The 17,684-nt window shown below is 54.9% G+C and carries 15 protein-coding genes; 5 read left to right on the top strand and 10 right to left on the bottom strand.

Annotated elements, in window-relative coordinates:
- Positions 1 to 44: 44 nt before the first annotated feature.
- From ABHF33_RS03310 to ABHF33_RS03330, 5 genes are all read right to left on the bottom strand, one after another.
- Entirely contained in the window at positions 45 to 1,880 is a 1,836-nt protein-coding gene (locus ABHF33_RS03310) for an ABC transporter ATP-binding protein (RefSeq protein ID WP_348945635.1), read from the bottom strand.
- A 165-nt stretch (positions 1,881 to 2,045) separates the two neighbouring features.
- Positions 2,046 to 3,464, bottom strand: a complete 1,419-nt coding sequence (locus ABHF33_RS03315) for a C13 family peptidase (protein ID WP_348945636.1) — start codon at positions 3,462 to 3,464, stop codon at positions 2,046 to 2,048.
- A 233-nt stretch (positions 3,465 to 3,697) separates the two neighbouring features.
- Positions 3,698 to 5,758, bottom strand: coding sequence for a glycoside hydrolase family 19 protein (locus ABHF33_RS03320; protein ID WP_348945637.1), 2,061 nt, complete (start codon positions 5,756 to 5,758; stop codon positions 3,698 to 3,700).
- A 278-nt stretch (positions 5,759 to 6,036) separates the two neighbouring features.
- Positions 6,037 to 6,714 (bottom strand): TIGR01621 family pseudouridine synthase, encoded by a 678-nt coding sequence (locus tag ABHF33_RS03325; protein ID WP_348945638.1) that lies wholly within the window; start codon positions 6,712 to 6,714, stop codon positions 6,037 to 6,039.
- Positions 6,714 to 7,184 (bottom strand): DMT family transporter, encoded by a 471-nt coding sequence (locus ABHF33_RS03330; protein ID WP_348945639.1) that lies wholly within the window; start codon positions 7,182 to 7,184, stop codon positions 6,714 to 6,716. Before ABHF33_RS03330 ends, ABHF33_RS03325 begins: the two co-directional genes overlap by 1 nt.
- Before the next feature lie 132 nt (positions 7,185 to 7,316).
- Between ABHF33_RS03330 and ABHF33_RS03335 the strand changes: the two genes are divergently transcribed.
- A complete protein-coding gene (locus ABHF33_RS03335; protein WP_157314005.1) occupies positions 7,317 to 7,640 on the top strand; it encodes a rhodanese-like domain-containing protein in 324 nt (107 codons plus the stop codon).
- A gap of 97 nt (positions 7,641 to 7,737) precedes the next feature.
- Positions 7,738 to 8,043: a hypothetical protein gene (locus tag ABHF33_RS03340; RefSeq protein WP_348945640.1), complete on the top strand. Its 306-nt coding sequence runs from the start codon at positions 7,738 to 7,740 to the stop codon at positions 8,041 to 8,043.
- A gap of 139 nt (positions 8,044 to 8,182) precedes the next feature.
- Here ABHF33_RS03340 and ABHF33_RS03345 read toward each other — a convergent pair whose 3' ends face one another.
- Positions 8,183 to 10,168 (bottom strand): peptidase U32 family protein, encoded by a 1,986-nt coding sequence (locus ABHF33_RS03345; protein WP_348945641.1) that lies wholly within the window; start codon positions 10,166 to 10,168, stop codon positions 8,183 to 8,185.
- Between the two features lie 81 nt (positions 10,169 to 10,249).
- Positions 10,250 to 11,059, bottom strand: coding sequence for a TatD family hydrolase (locus ABHF33_RS03350; RefSeq protein WP_348945642.1), 810 nt, complete (start codon positions 11,057 to 11,059; stop codon positions 10,250 to 10,252).
- A 75-nt stretch (positions 11,060 to 11,134) separates the two neighbouring features.
- On the opposite strand from ABHF33_RS03350, the gene ABHF33_RS03355 reads away from it, so the two are divergent.
- Positions 11,135 to 12,124, top strand: coding sequence for a TerC family protein (locus tag ABHF33_RS03355; RefSeq protein WP_348945643.1), 990 nt, complete (start codon positions 11,135 to 11,137; stop codon positions 12,122 to 12,124).
- Between the two features lie 79 nt (positions 12,125 to 12,203).
- On the opposite strand, the gene ABHF33_RS03360 is transcribed toward ABHF33_RS03355, so the two are convergent.
- Positions 12,204 to 14,057: a type IV pilus assembly protein FimV gene (locus tag ABHF33_RS03360; RefSeq protein WP_348945644.1), complete on the bottom strand. Its 1,854-nt coding sequence runs from the start codon at positions 14,055 to 14,057 to the stop codon at positions 12,204 to 12,206.
- Between the two features lie 105 nt (positions 14,058 to 14,162).
- Here ABHF33_RS03360 and ABHF33_RS03365 point away from each other — a divergent pair, with 105 nt between their 5' ends.
- The gene (locus ABHF33_RS03365) at positions 14,163 to 14,339 is read left to right on the top strand and encodes a hypothetical protein (protein WP_348945645.1); all 177 of its coding nucleotides are present in this window, start codon (positions 14,163 to 14,165) and stop codon (positions 14,337 to 14,339) included.
- Between the two features lie 19 nt (positions 14,340 to 14,358).
- On the opposite strand, the gene ABHF33_RS03370 is transcribed toward ABHF33_RS03365, so the two are convergent.
- Positions 14,359 to 15,408: a DUF475 domain-containing protein gene (locus tag ABHF33_RS03370; protein ID WP_348945646.1), complete on the bottom strand. Its 1,050-nt coding sequence runs from the start codon at positions 15,406 to 15,408 to the stop codon at positions 14,359 to 14,361.
- 261 nt (positions 15,409 to 15,669) lie between these two features.
- Between ABHF33_RS03370 and ABHF33_RS03375 the strand changes: the two genes are divergently transcribed.
- Complete coding sequence (locus ABHF33_RS03375; protein WP_348945647.1) at positions 15,670 to 16,530, top strand: PIG-L deacetylase family protein; 861 nt, start codon at positions 15,670 to 15,672, stop codon at positions 16,528 to 16,530.
- A 185-nt stretch (positions 16,531 to 16,715) separates the two neighbouring features.
- Here the strand turns inward: ABHF33_RS03375 and ABHF33_RS03380 are convergent, their stop codons facing one another.
- Positions 16,716 to 17,615 (bottom strand): GGDEF domain-containing protein, encoded by a 900-nt coding sequence (locus ABHF33_RS03380; protein ID WP_348945648.1) that lies wholly within the window; start codon positions 17,613 to 17,615, stop codon positions 16,716 to 16,718.
- Positions 17,616 to 17,684: the final 69 nt, after the last annotated feature.

Consider the following 17,684-nt stretch of genomic DNA (forward strand, 5'->3'; position numbering starts at 1 on the left):
ATTTGGCAACAATAACGGCTTGCTTGATGATCCATTGAAATAACTTAATCCTCTTCCCCCAAAAATCCACCGCTCTGATGCGCCCACAGCCGGGCGTAGATGCCATTGTGTGCGAGCAATTCGGCGTGGGTGCCTTGCTCAACAATGCGGCCTTGGTCGAGCACGATCAATCTGTCCATTGCCATAATCGTCGAGAGCCGGTGTGCGATGGCGACGACGGTTTTGCCTTCCATCAGCGTATACAGGCTGGCCTGAATGGCCGCTTCAACTTCGGAATCGAGCGCGCTAGTGGCTTCGTCGAGCAGCAGAATCGGCGCATCTTTTAAAATCACTCGCGCAATGGCGATGCGCTGGCGCTGGCCACCCGATAGCTTCACGCCGCGCTCGCCCACATGCGCGTCGTAGCCGCTGCGCCCTGCCGGATCGCTCAGGCTGCTGATGAAATCATGTACTTCGGCGCGCTGCGCAGCGCGGATCATGGCCTCTTCGCTGGCGTCGGGCTGGCCGTACAGAATATTGTCGCGCACCGAGCGGTGCAGCAAGGACGTATCCTGAGTGACCATGCCGATCTGGTGGCGCAAGCTGTCTTGCGTGACGTGTGCAATGTCCTGCCCGTCGATGCGAATCTGGCCGGATTGAATATCGTAAAAACGCAGCAGCAGATTCACAATCGTCGATTTGCCAGCGCCCGAGCGGCCAACGAGGCCGATTTTCTCGCCCGGTTTGATGGTGAGTTGCAGCTGATCGATCACCGCTCTGGCTTGATGGTCATTGCCGTAATTGAAACGCACCTGATCAAATTCAATCAGCCCTTGCGTCACTTGCAGCGGCTTGGCGTCCGTAGCGTCGAGCACCGTTGACGGTTTGGATAGCGTATTGATGCCGTCCTGCACCGTGCCGATGTTTTCAAACAGCCCGGCCATTTCCCACATAATCCAGTGCGACATGCCGCTCAGACGCAAAGACATCGCGGTGGCGGCGGCGACTGCGCCAACGCCCACCTCGCCCTGCGTCCACAAATACAAAGTCGCGCCCGCGGTCGAGGCGATCAGTAGCATGCTCAGAATATGGTTGGTGATTTCAAACAAGCTCACCAGCCGCATCTGGCCGTGGACAGTCTGCATAAATTCCTGCATCGCCGACTTCACAAAACCCGCTTCGCGCTGCGTATGCGAGAACAATTTAACCGTGCTGATATTGGTGTAGGCGTCGGTAATCCGGCCGGTCATCAACGATCTGGCGTCCGCTTGCGAGCGCGAAACGCGGCTCAGGCGCGGCACAAAATAGATCATCGCGACGATATACAGCGCCAGCCAGGCAAAAAACGGCAGCATCAGCCGGAGATCAAAACCGCCAGCCACCGCCGCCATCGTGACAAAGTAAATCGTCACAAACACCAGAATATCGGTCGTCGTCAGCACGGTATCACGCACCGCCAGCGCGGTTTGCATGACTTTGGCCGAAATACGCCCGGCAAATTCGTCCTGATAAAAACTCATGCTCTGGCCAAGCATCTGGCGGTGAAACTGCCAGCGCAAACGCATCGGAAAATTACCCGCTAATGTTTGATGCTTGATCAGTGTTTGCAGCGCGATCAGCAGCGGGCTGGCGAGCAAAATTCCGAGCAGGAGCAGCAGATTGTGTTTTTCGTTTTGCCATAATAAAGCGGGCTCGGTTTTGCTCAGCCACTCGACCACATTGCCGAGCATGCTGTAGAGCAACGCTTCAAACGCCCCGCACAGCGCGGTAAACAGCGCCAGCAGCGCAATATAAAGCCGCATGCCGCGCGTGCAGCTCCAGACAAAACCGATAAACGTCGCCGGATGCTTGGGCAATTGATCCGGATAGGGGTGGATGAGTTTTTCAAAAAAGGCAAACATACGGCGACCATCGCAAGACAGGAATGGGATTGATTCTAAGCGATAAGCGCGATTGAAAGCGATGAGTAAATTTTACTTTTTCTAGCACGCAAGAATATGGCAATACCCAACTGGGTATTACCATATAGATAATATTTTAAAATACCTGCAGAGATATACCCACCACTAAGGTTTAAAGCGCGCCTCCAGTTGCGCCAGCTTGGCGCGGATATTGGCACCCATGCTGATTTGCGGATTGGAGTAGCCATCGTCTTTGCCAGCCGCGATTTCACGCTGGCGAATTAGCTCGCGCGCGCTGTGGTGCGCGGTTTCGAACGAGCGCGTTTTGCTGCGTAATTGTTCGTCAAACATGGCGCGGCCAAAAAAGGTCAGCTCGGATTTGCGGCCACAACCGTAGGATGTGTTATCCGCGTCGGCGGCGGTCAGCACCAGCGTATCGGCGCTGGCCAGCGGCGCAATCCAGCTACCCGAGTAACACGCCGAAACGGCAATCACCCGGTGGCGCACGCCCGCCTCGTCCAGCCAGCGTTTGAGTTGCTGCGGCGTCACGCTATCGACCTGCAGCGGCCAGAATCCCGCCGCCAGCTTGCCATCCTGCCCGCCATGCGAAGTGAGATACACAAACAGAATATCTTCGTTCTGATCCATTTTGCCAGCGATAGCGGCAATGCTGCGCCGCAGGTTCAGCGGCGTGGCCCACGGCCACTGCCCCAGTGTTTCAACATGATTGATCAGCTCGATCCCGCGCCCGGCGGCGTCAAAGCGTTGCGCCATCACGCTGGACACCATGCCCGCTTCCCGGCGAAAAACGTCTTCGTCGGCTTCGGGAGCAAAAGCAATCGTATAGAGATCCACCACGCCAGCGCGCTGGGGGGCGACTTCGCCCAGCTTGGCGTGCAGCAGCGCGGGCTGCGCTTCCATCACTTCCTGCGTCAGTACCAGACTTGGGCGCTCGGCATAGCGCTCGCTATCGACATCAGGCGCGGGATACCAGTAAGACATGGCCACGCCGGAGAAATACAGCGCCGAGAGCGCCAACAGAATTAGCGACACCAGCGCAAAACGCAGCTTGTGATGATTACTGGCGTGCCAGAATACGGCCAGCTCAGCGGCGGTGATCCATAAAAATGGCAACGCATAGATGACCCACTGTGCGGTGTAACTTTGGGCAATGCCGTAGCGCGCCAGCAGCTGCGAGGCCGCGTAAATCAGTCCCCACAGCAGGCTGGAAAACACGTACAGCAATAAAATCAGGCTAAGCATTTTCACCTGCCGCGGCGGCACCGGCGCAGGCGGCTGCGCCACATACGCCAGCCAGCAAATCACCAGAAAATAAGCCGCGTTTTGCAGCCCGGTGATCCAGGCAAATTGCTGCGGCCCGCTGCTGGCCAGCCAAGCCATCAGAATACTGGCCCCTTGATCCAGGGCAAACAGCAAGAAAATCAGCCACGGCGAGGCGGGCAATTGCTCCCAGCGCGGTGCGCGAAAAATCAGGCTGCGCGCCGTCTCGCGCCACAAGGCGTGGAATGTGGTTTCAGTGGTGGCGGTCTGGATGGGCAAACTGGCGTTCAGCGTGTCGGACATTGTCATTTCCATGCTCAATCGAAATGCCAGTTTATAACAAACCTTGTCAGCATTTAAGCCACAGACCCATTTGCTGCTCAAGTGTGGTGTTTTAGTCCTGCCAGGGTATATCGTGCCAGAGATTACTGGACATAGCCTACACAAATATACTTGCTTAGGTATGTAATTACATCAGCCTGCTGGCCAAAAAAAAACGGCAGCCTAAGCTGCCGTTTTGCTGGGATGAAAGCAAATTACTTGGTGTTATCCACCACAACCTGACCATTGAACTTCACCTGACCGCGGAAGAAGTAATCCACGCAGGCTTTGTAGTCGCCCGGATTAGCCAGGCTAAATGGCGTTTGGTAAGTGGCCAATTGGCAAGACCAAGACACGCCGCCCGGATTGTTCGGGTTGTAGTTCCAGCCCTTGTCCAGATACGTTTTGGTCGCAGCTGCCGAGCCATCGGTGAAGCCTTTTGACGTACCGCAAGTCAGTTGCTCGCCGGTAATGTCAACGCCCAGCTCTTTGGTGAACTCTTTGTACGCCGCAATACGGTTCAGCGATTGCTGTGCTTCACTGCTGGTACCGCCACCGATATTGCTACCATGGTTGCCGCCGCGTCCGCATTCAATACCACCGTTGATGATATAAGTCGTTGCACCAAAACCAGGTGACATGCCGTTGGCAATATCCACCTGATTCGGCTGCCAAGTCCCATCAACCACCCACGTCATTGGTGGTTTTGGCGATTGTGGATAAACCGCGAACCAGATCGCTGACGCGAAGTTCATCCAGGTATCTGCCACCAAGCCAGGCTTGTCGAGCAATACATTGACGTCGCCATACATTGATTTGCTGAATGGGCCGTAGTTGTAGTTCCACGACAATTGCTTGGAGCCGCGACCGAAGTAGCTGAAGTACTGGCCTTGCTCGTTTTTGCCGCATGGATAGAAGATCGAGAAGATCGATCCGCCCGCGCCGTTAAAGCAATCTTGGTAGCCGCCCACGCCGCTGCCTTCCTGCATGCCTTGCTCACGCAGGAACCACAGGCCTTGGCGGAACGTTGGAATCGCGGTGTTTTGCTCCATCGTCGCCAACACGGCGTTGTTCTGATCGGCGTAGCCGCGCGCTGTTGCAGGCGTCAGGGCAGGCCAGTTTGCGCCGGTTTCTTGCGCAAAGTGGGCAAATGAAGTCGCCAGCAGTTTTTTACAGATCAGGTCTGAGTCGCGACCATCAGTGTAGGTTTTGCAATACGCCGGGAATTTGGCCACGCCTTTGAGCAGATTCTCGTAGGTGTATTTGATATTGCGCACGGGGAAGAAGTAATCAAATTTCGCCCGTGGCAACACGCGCTCAACGCGCTGGACGTTGTCCGGATTGCCTGCTGCGCCTGGCGCAACAGCATCGACCACCGAATCCGGGCGAACCTGCAAGGCTTCGCGGATACGATCTATTGTTTTGGCATCCGAGCCAGCCTGGCTGTACAAGGCTTGTTCGGCCGCCAGGAATTGCGCATCGCTTGGGTAGCCCGCTGGTGCAGCCACAAAGGTGATTTGCGGTTTATACGCTGCAGGTGCGGTGGTTGGTGCAGCAGTTGGGCCTGCGCTTGAAACTGGTGTTGAAGTTGGGGCTGCAGTTGGCGCTACCGTCACGGCTGGCGTTGGGCTGGCAGTGACAACCGGGCTGGCCGTTGGCTTCACCGTCACCACGGGAGTGGCAGTTGGTTTGGCGGTGACGACAGGCGTGGCAGTCGGTACTGGCGTTGCGCCACCGGTGCTGCATGTACCGCCCGCTTTCCATAAAGTAGGCGTTGCCGCCGGATTCCAATTGGCACCAACATACGCTGTGTGTGCAGACAGGGAGGTATAGCTCGCTCCGCCATAGCTGACAACATCTCCAGCCTTATACGTATTGCCTTCTGCCCATACGCCACAAGAACCTGGCAGGGCTGTAGGCGCTGCTGTTGGTGCCGTAGTTGGTGCGGTGGTCGGTGCGACTGTCGGCTTGGCGCTTGGCGCTACCGTTGGAGAAACCAGTGGCGTGCTCGTCGGTGCTGCTGTCGGCGCGCTGGTCACATTGGCCGTCGGTGCTGGCGTTGCGCTGCCAGCTTGCAATTCCCACGGGCCCCACTGCTCGGCGCCGGGCACATTGCCTTGCGTCCACCATTTTGCTTTGTAATCTTTACCCTGATAGCTCACCACCTGACCACCGGTGTATACCGTTTTGCTATCCCAGGCCGTTGCCGCCATCACTTGCACCGAGCAAATGGCTGCGGGAATAGCCGCCAACATCCAACGATTCAATTGGAACATAGATCCAGTCTCCATCCTTTTATGGGTGTCACCGATCCGGCGCACCTTTGGTTTCGGCGGCTATTTGCCGCTGCCAAATACTAACGAATCAAGATGGAAATTGCCTAGTGCCGATTGTCACATCTGTTGCATTATTTTGCTTTTTTTCATTAATTACATTTTTGTAATTTTTATAAAATGAAAGCGTCAACAATTAATTTGATCTGGCGCAAAAAAGGCGCTTTTTTTGCTGTTATATCAATACTTTAGATTTTTCTAATTTACTCAAGCCATTCTTTTTATTTGGGCCAAGCCAATTGGGCTGGCTGCGCGATATTTTCCAATTGGGCACAGAATAAATCGGAATGGAAATGAATCCCGCACTCGGGCAATGCGGTATAGCAATAGGTATGTCCGGCAAATTCAAATTCCAGCGAATAGGCGTGCAGATACCCCCGGTCGGCATCGCTACCACCATAACGCGCATCACCCAGAATCGGGCTACCCAGGCTTTTCATCGCCACGCGCAGCTGGTGCGTGCGCCCGCTCAGGGGTTTGAGCACAAACACGCGCAAGCCGTTGCCCAGGCCAAAGCTGAAAAATTGCGTTGTCGCCAACAGGCCGCCTTCGCGAACGAGCTTCCAGCAACCATTGCGGCCTTTGTCCATGCCGCCCTGAATTTTGCCCTGCTTTTTGGCCGGTTTTTTATCGCTAAGCGCCAGATAATATTTCTGCACCCGGTGCTCGGCAAATAGCGCCGAAAACTGCCGCGCCGCTTCGGCGTGCCGGGCCAGCACCAGCAGGCCGGAGGTCATTTTATCGAGCCGGTGCACGGTGAGCAGCCCGGACAAACCAGTTTGCTCGCGCACCAGATCAATCAGGCTGTCCTGCGTCTCGTTCTGGTGAAAATCCAGCCCGGCAGGCTTGTTGATCACGATGAAATCATCTTCAACAGCAATGACGGTGATGGCCGACATCAGGACGATTTCCCCAGCCATTGATCGCCAAAATTAACCAGCAGCACGCCCAGCACAATCAGCCCGGCACCGAGCAGACGCGGCCAGCTTAAATCGCGCAGCGGCAGGCCCAGCCAGCCAAACCGGTCAAACAGCAGCGAGGCCACCACCTGGCCGCCAATAATCAGCGCCATCATCGACGCCGCCCCGAGCTTGGGCGCGATTAGCGTGGTGCCAAATACAAACATCGCGCCCATCACGCCGCCCAGCAGCATCCAGGGCTCGGCTTTGGTGATCGACAGCAAGCCGCCCATTTTCTGCCCGGTCAGCGCCGACATCAGCAGCAAAGTCAGAATACCAACGGCAAACGACACCAGCGCAGCGAGCAAGGTGCTGCCGCCAATCACGGTTTTCAGCTGGTTATTCACAGCAGCTTGCAGCGGCACGATCAGTCCGATCAGCAAGGCAAACAGGGCATAAAAAGATTGCATGCGCACAATGTCCAGACAGGAAGGAGCGCCAATTCTACTGTGATCACGGCGCTTTGCTGCAGAATTTGCTATCCATTGCGGCCGGAAAAAGTAGAATAAGGGGATTCTCTCATCGAGCTACAGGCTTTTTTCATGCACCATATCACTGCGGTCGAACTCAAAAACTGGCTGGACGACACCACACTGGAAGCCCCCAAATTACTGGATGTGCGCGAAAGTTGGGAGCTGGCGCTGTGCCAGATTGCGGGCAGCGAGCATATTCCTATGGGGAATATCCCCGGTGATCTGGCCCGGCTGGATCCGGACGCCACCTATGTGGTGATCTGCCATCACGGTGTACGCAGTTATCAGGTTGCCGGCTTTTTGGAACGGCAAGGTTTTGAAAAAATGATTAATCTGGATGGCGGCATCGCCGCATGGGCCGAGCAGGTAGACCCGGCGATGGCGAGGTACTAAGGTGAATTGGCGGCTATGCTTTAGCCGCCCCACTATACCCACCTGGTGTATAAACCAAATACTCAAGCAAGGAAAGCTCCCTGGAGCTATACCCCATATGAATCGTATACCGGAATTTCTGGCTCTCCTTGAGAGCGAATTGGTCGACCAGCCGGATTTATACGCTGATCTGCGCGCAGTCATGCAGTTTGAGCCCTACAGCCTGCTGCCCTGGCTCCCCTTGCTGGACGCCGCCGTTCACAAGCTGGGCGATCTGCCCACCGTCGTCAAATGGCTCACCTGCCCGCATATTGAGCTCAATGGCGCAGCCCCGGCTTCGCTCGTCGGTAGCGATAACGGCGTTGCCCGCGCCCGCGCACTACTGGAAAAATACGAGCCGCTACCCCCATGGCGCAAGCCATGAAGGTAAAACATCAGCGACAGCTATGAAAGCCAATCCATCACGCCAGCGCTAAAGCCATCAATCGACCTAGCCACCACCAGCCAGATTAGCCGTTCAAATGCCCCGACTGTTGCTGGCGTGGCTTTGGCCAGCCTGAATGTTAATGCCCATAGCCCTCGGGCTTGGCTTTGTAAAACTCGATGGTTTGCACATTCGCAGTGGTTGGTGGTGGCGCTTTGAGAATATGCGGTTTCATTTTGCCAACCACATGCATCTCGCACGGCTTGCAATCAAAGTCAAGGCGATAGCTTTCCGAGCCTGAGCTTAAAGTCATCGAATCGGCCCTGATCTGGCCTTTAACGCCAATCACACCCTTGGCCTGTTTCGGGCACAAATTAAAGCTAAAGCGCAGGCAATGTTTGGTCACCATCAGCGGCACTTCACCCGCTTCTTCGTGCGCTTCATACGCAGCGGCGATTAATTTAACGCCGTGTTTGGCATAAAATTCACGCGCTTTGGCGTTATACACATTGCCGAGGAATGACAGCGTTTCATCGGGGTATAGTGCTGGAGGCTCAATAGCTGCCTTACGTTCAGGCCTATACCATGCTGCAATCCGCACGGCTTCCAGTTGCTCAACCGCGTCGCGGCGCAGTGCATTGATGACTGATGCTGGCGCAAACCAAGGTTGCGATAAATTGAGCACAACGTCTTCGGCATAAAACATCGTATTGCCGAGCTTGGCCAGATTATCACGCAGCGTGCTCCACGCTTTGTCGGCGTTTTGCGCGACTTCGAGTGGCAGCGCGACTTGCGCTGTAGCGCTACAGCCGTCGGCATCGGTGATAGTGAGCGACAAGCCCGTTTCGGTCTCGCTCAAGGTCAACCACGCGCCGATTTTGCGCTCGGCCGATTTCTTGTTCAGCGCCTGCTCCCAAGCATGATCACGGTTACGGTGAATTGGTGTACCGGCTTTCAGGCCCACCAGTTCGCTCATCATTTCGTTCGGGAACACGCGCCAGATACCCGCCGCTTTATTCGCGGCTTCAACCGTATTAGCTTGTACGCCGATCACTTCACGCTTTTTCATGAAGTTCAGTCCGTCGCCATTGCTCATTGCGTCATTCTGATCGGCGACTTCCAGCTCGAAATATTTATCGGTTACTTTGGTCACGGTGCCGAGTGGCACGCCAACGTATTTCGGTGAATCAAACGCGCCAATGTCTTCTTTACGCGCGGTGGCAAAGTAATCGGTGTGGCCGCGGTGGAAGGATTTATCAACGTCCGGCCGGAAGAAAATCTCGCTGCGCCCGCTGGCTGCTGGGGCAAATTCACTGCGCTGTTCCATGATCTCGTCGAGCAGCAGTCGATAATGCGCTGTGATGTTTTTGACGTACTGCATGTCTTTGTAGCGGCCCTCGATCTTGAACGAGCGCACGCCCGCGTCGATCAGCGCTTCCAGATTATTGGTCTGGTCATTGTCTTTCATCGACAGAAGATGTTTATCGAACGCCACCACACGGCCATTCTGGTCGGTCAGCGTGTAGGGCAAGCGACAGGCTTGCGAACAGTCGCCACGGTTCGCGCTGCGACCAGTGTGCGCGTGGCTGATATTGCATTGGCCCGAAAATGCGACGCACAGCGCGCCGTGAATAAAGTATTCAATCGTTGCGCGATCACCCATGAAGTCGCTGATTTGCTTGACCTTACCCAAGCCCAACTCGCGCGCGAGGACCACTTGCGAGAAACCCACATCGGCCAGAAACGCGGCTTTTTCCGGCGTGCGAATATCGCATTGCGTACTGGCGTGCAGCTGAATCGGCGGAATATCGAGAGACAGCACGCCCATGTCCTGCACGATGAGCGCGTCAACACCCGCCTCATACAGCTGGATGATTTGCTGGCGAGCCGGTTCAAGCTCGGAGTCATGCAAAATCGTATTGAGCGTGACAAAAATACGCGCGTGATAACGGTGCGCAAATTTGACCAGCTCGGCGATGTCGTTAATTGAATTGCTGGCATTGTGGCGCGCACCAAAACCGGGGCCACCGATATAGACTGCATCCGCACCGTGCAAAATGGCTTCACGGCCGATTTCAGCGTTTTTGGCTGGGGACAGCAATTCGAGTTGGTGCGGCAGCAGCATAAGTGTTCCGGTTCTAAAACATCAAGGCGCGGAAGTATAGCGGAATCAAGGGCTTGTGCGGCAATTTATGCGATCAGGGGATCAGGGAAGCAGAGGCAAGCCCAGAATGCGGTAGGTGTTTTCACGACTTTGTTTGGCGACCTCGGCCAGGGTGCATTGGCGCAGATCAGCTAAGGTCTGCGCGATTCTTGGCAATTGCGCTGGCTCGTTCCGGCCGGGCGAGCTGCCTGGCTGCCCGCTTGCCAGCCAGCTTGGCGCAATATCGGGCGAATCGGTTTCGAGCACAATGGCCTCCAGCGGCAGATGCTGTGCCAGCCGCCGGATACGTTGTGAACCGTTGTAAGTCATCGCGCCACCAAAGCCCAGCGCGAAACCCAGCTTGATAAATTCATCAGCCTGCTGCTCGCTGCCATTAAAAGCATGGGCGATGCCGCCCTTCACCCGCCATTTGCGCAGGTATTTCAGCACCTGATCCTGGCTGCGCCGGATATGCACGATCACCGGCAAGTCAAAATCGCGGGCAATTTTAAGCTGGGCTTCAAAAAAATGGATTTGTCGTGCCGGATCAAGCTCTGGCAGATAAAAATCCAGACCGATTTCCCCTACGGCCAGCGCCAGATCAAACTGCAATTGTTCGCGTAGAAGCGCCAGATGCTCATCACGGTGCTGCGCTTCATAAATCGGGTGCAGGCCCAAGGCGACCAATGCGCCATAGCGCTGCTGCATCAGCAACGTTTGCGGGAAGGTCGCAGCGGTAATCGCCGGTACCAGCCATTGTCCTACCCCCTGCTCGCGCGAGCGGGCCACCACACTGTCGCGGTCATACTCGAACTCGGCAGCGTCAAGATGGCAGTGGCTATCAATGAAACTTATTGTATATTCTGCACTCATAGCGTGAATAATACGCACGCGCGCTTTATAGATAAACCAACACTGATTAAAAATGCCGTACGGCAAGGGATAGATATGGAATTTTTTAGTGCTCTGTGGGTTGGCTACCCACTATGGGTCTGGCTGATGTTTTTTGGCCTGGTCATCGGCCTGCTGGCTTTTGATCTGGGCGTATTGCACAAGGATCAACATGAAATCACGGTCAGCGAAAGCCTGAAGCTTTCCGCTTTCTACATCTTTATGGGTCTGGCTTTTGGTGGCTGGCTGTGGTGGTACAAAGGCTCGACAGCAGGCATGGAATACGTGACCGGCTATCTGATTGAAAAATCCCTGTCGATGGATAATGTCTTTGTAATTGCCCTGATTTTCACCAGTCTGGGCGTGCCACGGATGTATCAGCACCGTGTATTGTTCTGGGGCATTCTGGGCGTGATTCTGATGCGCGCCGTGATGATCGGTCTGGGTGCGGTCCTGGTGGCCAAGTATCAGGGCGTACTGGTGCTGTTTGGCGCCTTCCTGATTTTCACTGGTATCAAAATGCTGATTGCCGACGATGAACATGGCAAGCTGGAAGACAACAAGTTCTACCAGTGGATACGCAGCCATATGCGTTTTACGCCGACACTGTACAATGAAAAATTCTGGGTGCGCGGCGAAGACCACGGTCTGGCCAAAGGCTGGTGGGCAACCCCGCTGTTTTTGACGCTGATTCTGGTCGAAACTGCCGATCTGGTCTTTGCGGTTGATAGTATTCCGGCCATTTTCGCGATTACGCAAGATCCGTTTATTGTCTACACGTCGAATATTTTTGCGATTCTGGGTTTGCGTGCGCTGTACTTTGCGCTGGCCGCGATGGTGCATCGTTTCCACTATCTGAAATACGCACTCTCTATCGTACTGGTGTTTATCGGGGTCAAAGTCGGTCTGGTGTACTTCAACCATGAAGGCCTGGTTGATTTCAAAATCCCGACCGGCGTTTCACTGGGCGTCACCTTCGGCTTGCTGCTGGCTGGTGTACTGTATTCGCTGTGGAAAACGCGTAACGAGCCGTTTCCGGAAGCCTGATCCATTGAAAACCACATAAAAATGAGCAGCCTCGGCTGCTCATTTTTTTCGTCCGGATTCGGCCAACAGATATTCAGAATCAGCTTTTCTTTGCTTCCTTATCATCATCAAACTGGATGTCTTCAACATTAAATTCAAACTGATCCAGCGATGACATTTCGCTGGGGTTTTTCAGCACCGCAACGGGCGGAATCTGCGGTATGTCAGCGCCAGCTTCAATCAGCGGAGCAGCCGGAGGCGCTTTGTAAGCGGCCTTGGCTTGTGGCTGGGGCTGCAATAAAGCCATCAGATCAGCCTGATCTTGCTCCGCCTCGTTGACGACTGATCCCGAATCCGCTGCCGTCTCAGCAGCAGACTCTGCTACGGCAGCACTCAGCCCGACAATCGCCAGATCAACCTCTGCTTGCACTGTTTTTTCAGCTTGCTCCAGCCGGGTAAACAGCGGGCATTCCGGTGCGAGCTTAAAGCCAATACTGCGCACCAGCTCCCAATCGTCGTCTGCCGGAGTTGGCGTTTGTGCACGGAATTTGTGCGCCAGCTGGATATAGTCCGACTTCATGCCTTGCTGGCGATAAACACGGAATAACATCAGCCAGCGTTCAACGTCCAGCGGGTCGGCATCCAGCAATTGCTGCATCAATTCAATCGCGCGCAAGGTATCGCCTTGCGCCAGATACAATTGAACCTGATCCATGCCATTCACGTCTTCGTCGATCACTTCAAAAGCCGAATCGGCGTGACGCACCAGGGACAACTGGGTTTGTTCGGGTGTACGCGGAACAAAATTGGTTTTGAGCACGCTCATGATACTGTCGCTGATACTCACTGAATCGGCCTCATTTCTTTCATTGCGGCGCAGCCACCACCAGACAGCAGCCCCCAGCGTGCCCAGACCAATCAATAAGGGCCAGTGCCAGCCGCCCTCTTCTTCGGTGCTGCGCTTTTTGACGGCAGGAGCAGCCTGGATTGTGGACGCCGCAAGCGGCTGAGCCGGTACGGCAGTGGGAGCCTGGGTCACGATGGCACTAGCCCCCTTCATCGCCAGCGCACTTTGAGCTAGGCGCTGATCGAGCGCTTCAATTTCCAGCTGCAGTTTTTTCCTTAACTCGCTCAACTCGGCAATTTTGGTTTCCAGCTCTTTGATTTGTACATCAGGCCTGGCCTGATCGGACTTGGGTGCGACAGCGGCGCTGCGTTCTTCACCTTCAATCCGCAGTTTTCCTGCCACATTCGACTGATCGGCCAGCCCCATGGGTCGATTGTCGACGGGAACGGCTTTTGGTTTGGCTTTGTGCCGCACCGGAATATTGACGCGGCTACCCGCGGCCACCGTATCCACCTCGGCCAACTCGGGGTTGCTGCGTTTAAGCCTTGTCAGATAGCGTTGGTATTCCGGTGAATTGCTCGGGTAATAGCGCTGGGCAATCTCTTCCAGGCTGGTATTTTGGCGCACGCTAATTGCCGTCGTGCCTTTGGCCGCACGGCGCCCTTCTATTGAAGTAGGCAACTTGCTGATCGCCGTTCTGTCGCTGACTACGGGCACGTCAACAATAGGGGCAGGATCAAGAAAAACCAGAAAATCACGCGTCAGGTTGATATTGTTGCATTCAACATGAAAGGCAAAGCCCACAATGGGCTCGTCGGCATTTTTGCCTGACACCAGCCGGATAACCCCACTGCTGCCATCGCCGTATGGAATCAGTTGGATGCTGGCAGCGCCGATATAGCTGGCGTCGCTACTGCCTTGCCGCAACTGATAGCAGTCTTCCAGCAATTGCTCGTCGCTACCCAAACGGTAAGGAATATCTGCCATAAAGCGCTGGCCGATATAGGATTTGAGCTGTAATTCGCCCAAAGTCATGGCATGGCTACCCTGCATGGCCAGAAGCAAGGCAATGGGGGCAAAGATCAATGGCGAGAATGTTTTGTTCATTTTGACCCACCTGCTTGAGCAAATTTGCATCCCTTTGTTTTTAGCTGACATATTCAAAAAGCCAAAGCCAATATGTGGATAATTTTCAAGGCCAGGCTGCGTGTAATGACGGGTACAAACGCCGCACGCAGCAGCAAACTGCAGCGTAATACCGGCCATCGGCAAGCCGGTTTGAAAACCGCAACATGGGCCAAATTACGCCTATATATGCCGGGCAAAAATGCAAAAAGCGGCATTGTGCCGCTTTTGTCTATCAAATACTCCACTCATGTATATGAATAGAGAAAATATCTAGCAATAATTAAGAAGATATACCCCCTTCTTTATTGCGAATAGCCCAGGAATGCAGCACGGCCAGCACAATCAGCAAGGCCGCGACACCGCCGGTAATGACTTCCGGAACATGAAAGCGAGCGGCGAGCAGCATCACCAGCGAGAGCGCGCCAATTGCCCAGAATGCGCCATGCTCCAGATACTTGAAGGCATTGAGCGTTTCCTTCTCAACCAGCATCAGCGTAAAGCTGCGCACAAACATCGCACCGATACCCAAGCCAATCGCGATCAGAAAAATATTCTTGGTCAGCGCAAAAGCGCCCAGCACGCCGTCAAATGAAAACGATGCGTCCAGTATTTCCAGATAAATAAAGCCGCCCAAACCGGTTTTCACCGTTGTTCCTTCATCGCCGATCACGCCGCCCAAGCCATCAACGAGTACGTAGACAATCACACCCCAGATACCCGCCTCCAGAAAACGTAAGCCCTGCGCCGCTGGCAAGCTGGCCGTCATCAGCAGCAACAGCAGCATGGCCAGCAAAACAGGCGCCATCTCCAGCTTGCCCAGCCGCGATAGCAGCTGCTCGACCGGTTTGAACCAGTGCGTGTCCTTTTCGTGATCCAGAAAGAAATTAAGAAACACCAGCAATAAAAATGCCCCGCCAAAAGCCGTTACCTCGATATGCGCCGAAGTCAAAATGGCGGCATAGCGATCAGGCTCGACCATGGCCAGCGACAACACATCATTTACCGGCCATGCGCCGGTGCTGAAATAATCAAACAAGGCAATCGGCCCGGGCATGGGTGCCATGCCCGCAATGATCGCGACAATCAGCAAGGGGAAAATCACCCGCATGCCAAACACGGCAATCAGCATGCCCCACAGCAAAAACCGCTTGCGCCATTTCTCATCCCAGTGCTTGAGCACCGAAGCATTAACCACGGCATTATCAAAACTCAGGCTGGTTTCCAGCAACGCCAGATTAAAGGCAATCCACAAACCAGCCCAGCCGCCCAGCAGCCACGCGCCCAGCAAGCCACCCAACGTAACCAGCAGCGAAGAATAAAAATATTTCATGGATGTAACAGCCCCTGTATGACTTATTCATTGAATTTTGCCCCCATTATGCCACTGCAGCGCCAGCACCGAACGTCAGCTCAAGCCAGCACGGCGGATTAAAAGCTGCGCTACATCAGTGCATCGGGGTTTGCCAGCGAAAAGCGCTTGGTTAGCGCCGAAAGATCGGCCTATACTCTTGCTCATTCTTACGGTAGTCAGATGACTGCGATACACCTACAATAAGACGCAACTTTCTCCCACATTTGGAGCGATTATCCAATGAGCAATCCCTACCTCGCACTCGTTCAAGCCCACAACGAGCTATTACAAAAACAAGATGCCCCGCTGTTTGCCGATTTGAGCACGCTGGGTAGCGCCGCGACCACCGTCGCCGCCGATGCCCCAGTAGCGATGATTTTTGCGCCCCATCCTGACGACGAATGCATTATTGGCGCCTTGCCATTGCGCCTGGGTCGTGAAGCCGGTTTCAAAGTGATCAACGTTGCCGTCACTCAGGGTTCTAACGCAAAACGCCAGCCCGAGCGCTGGGTTGAAGTCAAAAATGCCTGCGACTACCTCGGCTGGGGCCTGCTGGAAACCATTCCGGGTGGCCTGATGAGTGTGACCACCAAAACCCGCAACGATGATCCGGCCGCTTGGGCCGAAAAAGTGGCGGTGGTCGCCAAAATCATCAGCGAGCACAAACCAGCCGTTGTCGTGTGCCCGCACGATAACGACTACCACTCAGCGCATATCGGTACGCATTATCTGATCGTTGACGCGCTGAAAGCGGCCAACCACAGCTGTGTGCTGGTGCAAAGCGAATTCTGGCGCCAGATGGAAGCGCCCAATGCATTGATCGCAACCAATCTGCAAGACACGGCTGATTTGATCGCTGCGCTGGCTTGCCACGTTGAAGAAGTTCGCCGCAACCCGTATCACCTGCGCCTGCCAGGCTATATGGCCGACAATGTCCGCCGTGGCGCCGAAGTGTGCGGCGGCCAAGGTGCTGCAGCGCCGACGTTCTCGTTCGGCACGATCTACCATGTAGGTCGATTCGATGGCAGCGCACTGCAGCCTAGCGACAAGAAATTCACCATCAGCGAAAGCGATGACATCAAGGCGGTGTTGGCGGTTTAAGCAGATTCGGTTCGAAACAAAAAACGGCGCAAATTGCGCCCGTGATGTTTTATTCCCACCCCTCCCGTCCCCTCCTTGAGGGGAGCTTCGCTGTACAAGCAGGATGGGTCATCCATAAAAAAACGGCGCAAATTGCGTCGTTTTTTTATTATCCGCCAAGCCTATTTTTCGCTCAGGCTATCGGCTCAGGCACTGGCAATCCGGTTGCGCCCCAGGCGTTTGGCCTGATAAAGCGCGGCGTCCGCGCGTTTAAGGACGTCATTGGTGCTGGTATCGGCCGGATCCAGTGCGCTTAAACCACCACTAATCGTCACGCTACGGCCCGCCAGCAGGCCCTGCAATGACGTTTCAATCTGCCCGCGCAAGCGTTCGGCCAGAGTCAGCGCCACATCCGGTGGGGTATGCGACATCAGAATGACAAACTCGTCGCCGCCAAAACGCAGCGAAACATCGGTATTGCGCAATTCACGCCGACACACGGCGGCGATCTCGACCAAGACTTTGTCGCCAGCATCATGGCCAAAACTATCGTTAATCGTCTTGAAGTGATCAACATCGAAAATCAGCACCGACAAAGGCGAGCCGTAGCGCAGAAACACTTCCAGATAGTCCTGCAGCACCGCCGTCATATGCCGCCGGTTTGCCAGGCCAGTCAGCGGATCGGTCTGGCTTTGCTGGCGTAGCTGCACTTCCAGATCGTGCCGCTGCGAAATATTGCTGGCCACCCAGATGACCGCATCTTCGCCATCAACCTGAAAATCCAGTGCCTGCACCCGGCCTTCAAACCAGATTTCGGTCACCGGCCCTTCGCTGGAAAGCCCTTTGACATCGCGAGCCGAGAGCGCGTATTCAACCACCAACAAGGCGCGCTGCGTCAGCGCCTGCGCGATCATCTGCAAAAACCAGGCGGTTTTTTCGTCGGACAGCACATCAGACATCGATTGCCCCACCAGGTGGCTGCCATCATGGTAGTAGCGCGTATCGATCCCGCCAAAAATGGCGGCGTAGCGCCCGCTGCGCGTCAGTACAAACACCGGATCGGGCAAAGCTTTCAGAATGGATTGAATCTGCACCAAATCCAACATAGCGTCTCCAGTGTTTAATGTGTGCACTGATGTCCAAAGTGATCGGCAGCCCTGCGCCTGATCTGCCTC

The sequence above is a fragment of the Chitinibacter sp. FCG-7 genome (genome assembly GCF_040047665.1).
Taxonomy (GTDB): domain Bacteria; phylum Pseudomonadota; class Gammaproteobacteria; order Burkholderiales; family Chitinibacteraceae; genus Chitinibacter; species Chitinibacter mangrovi.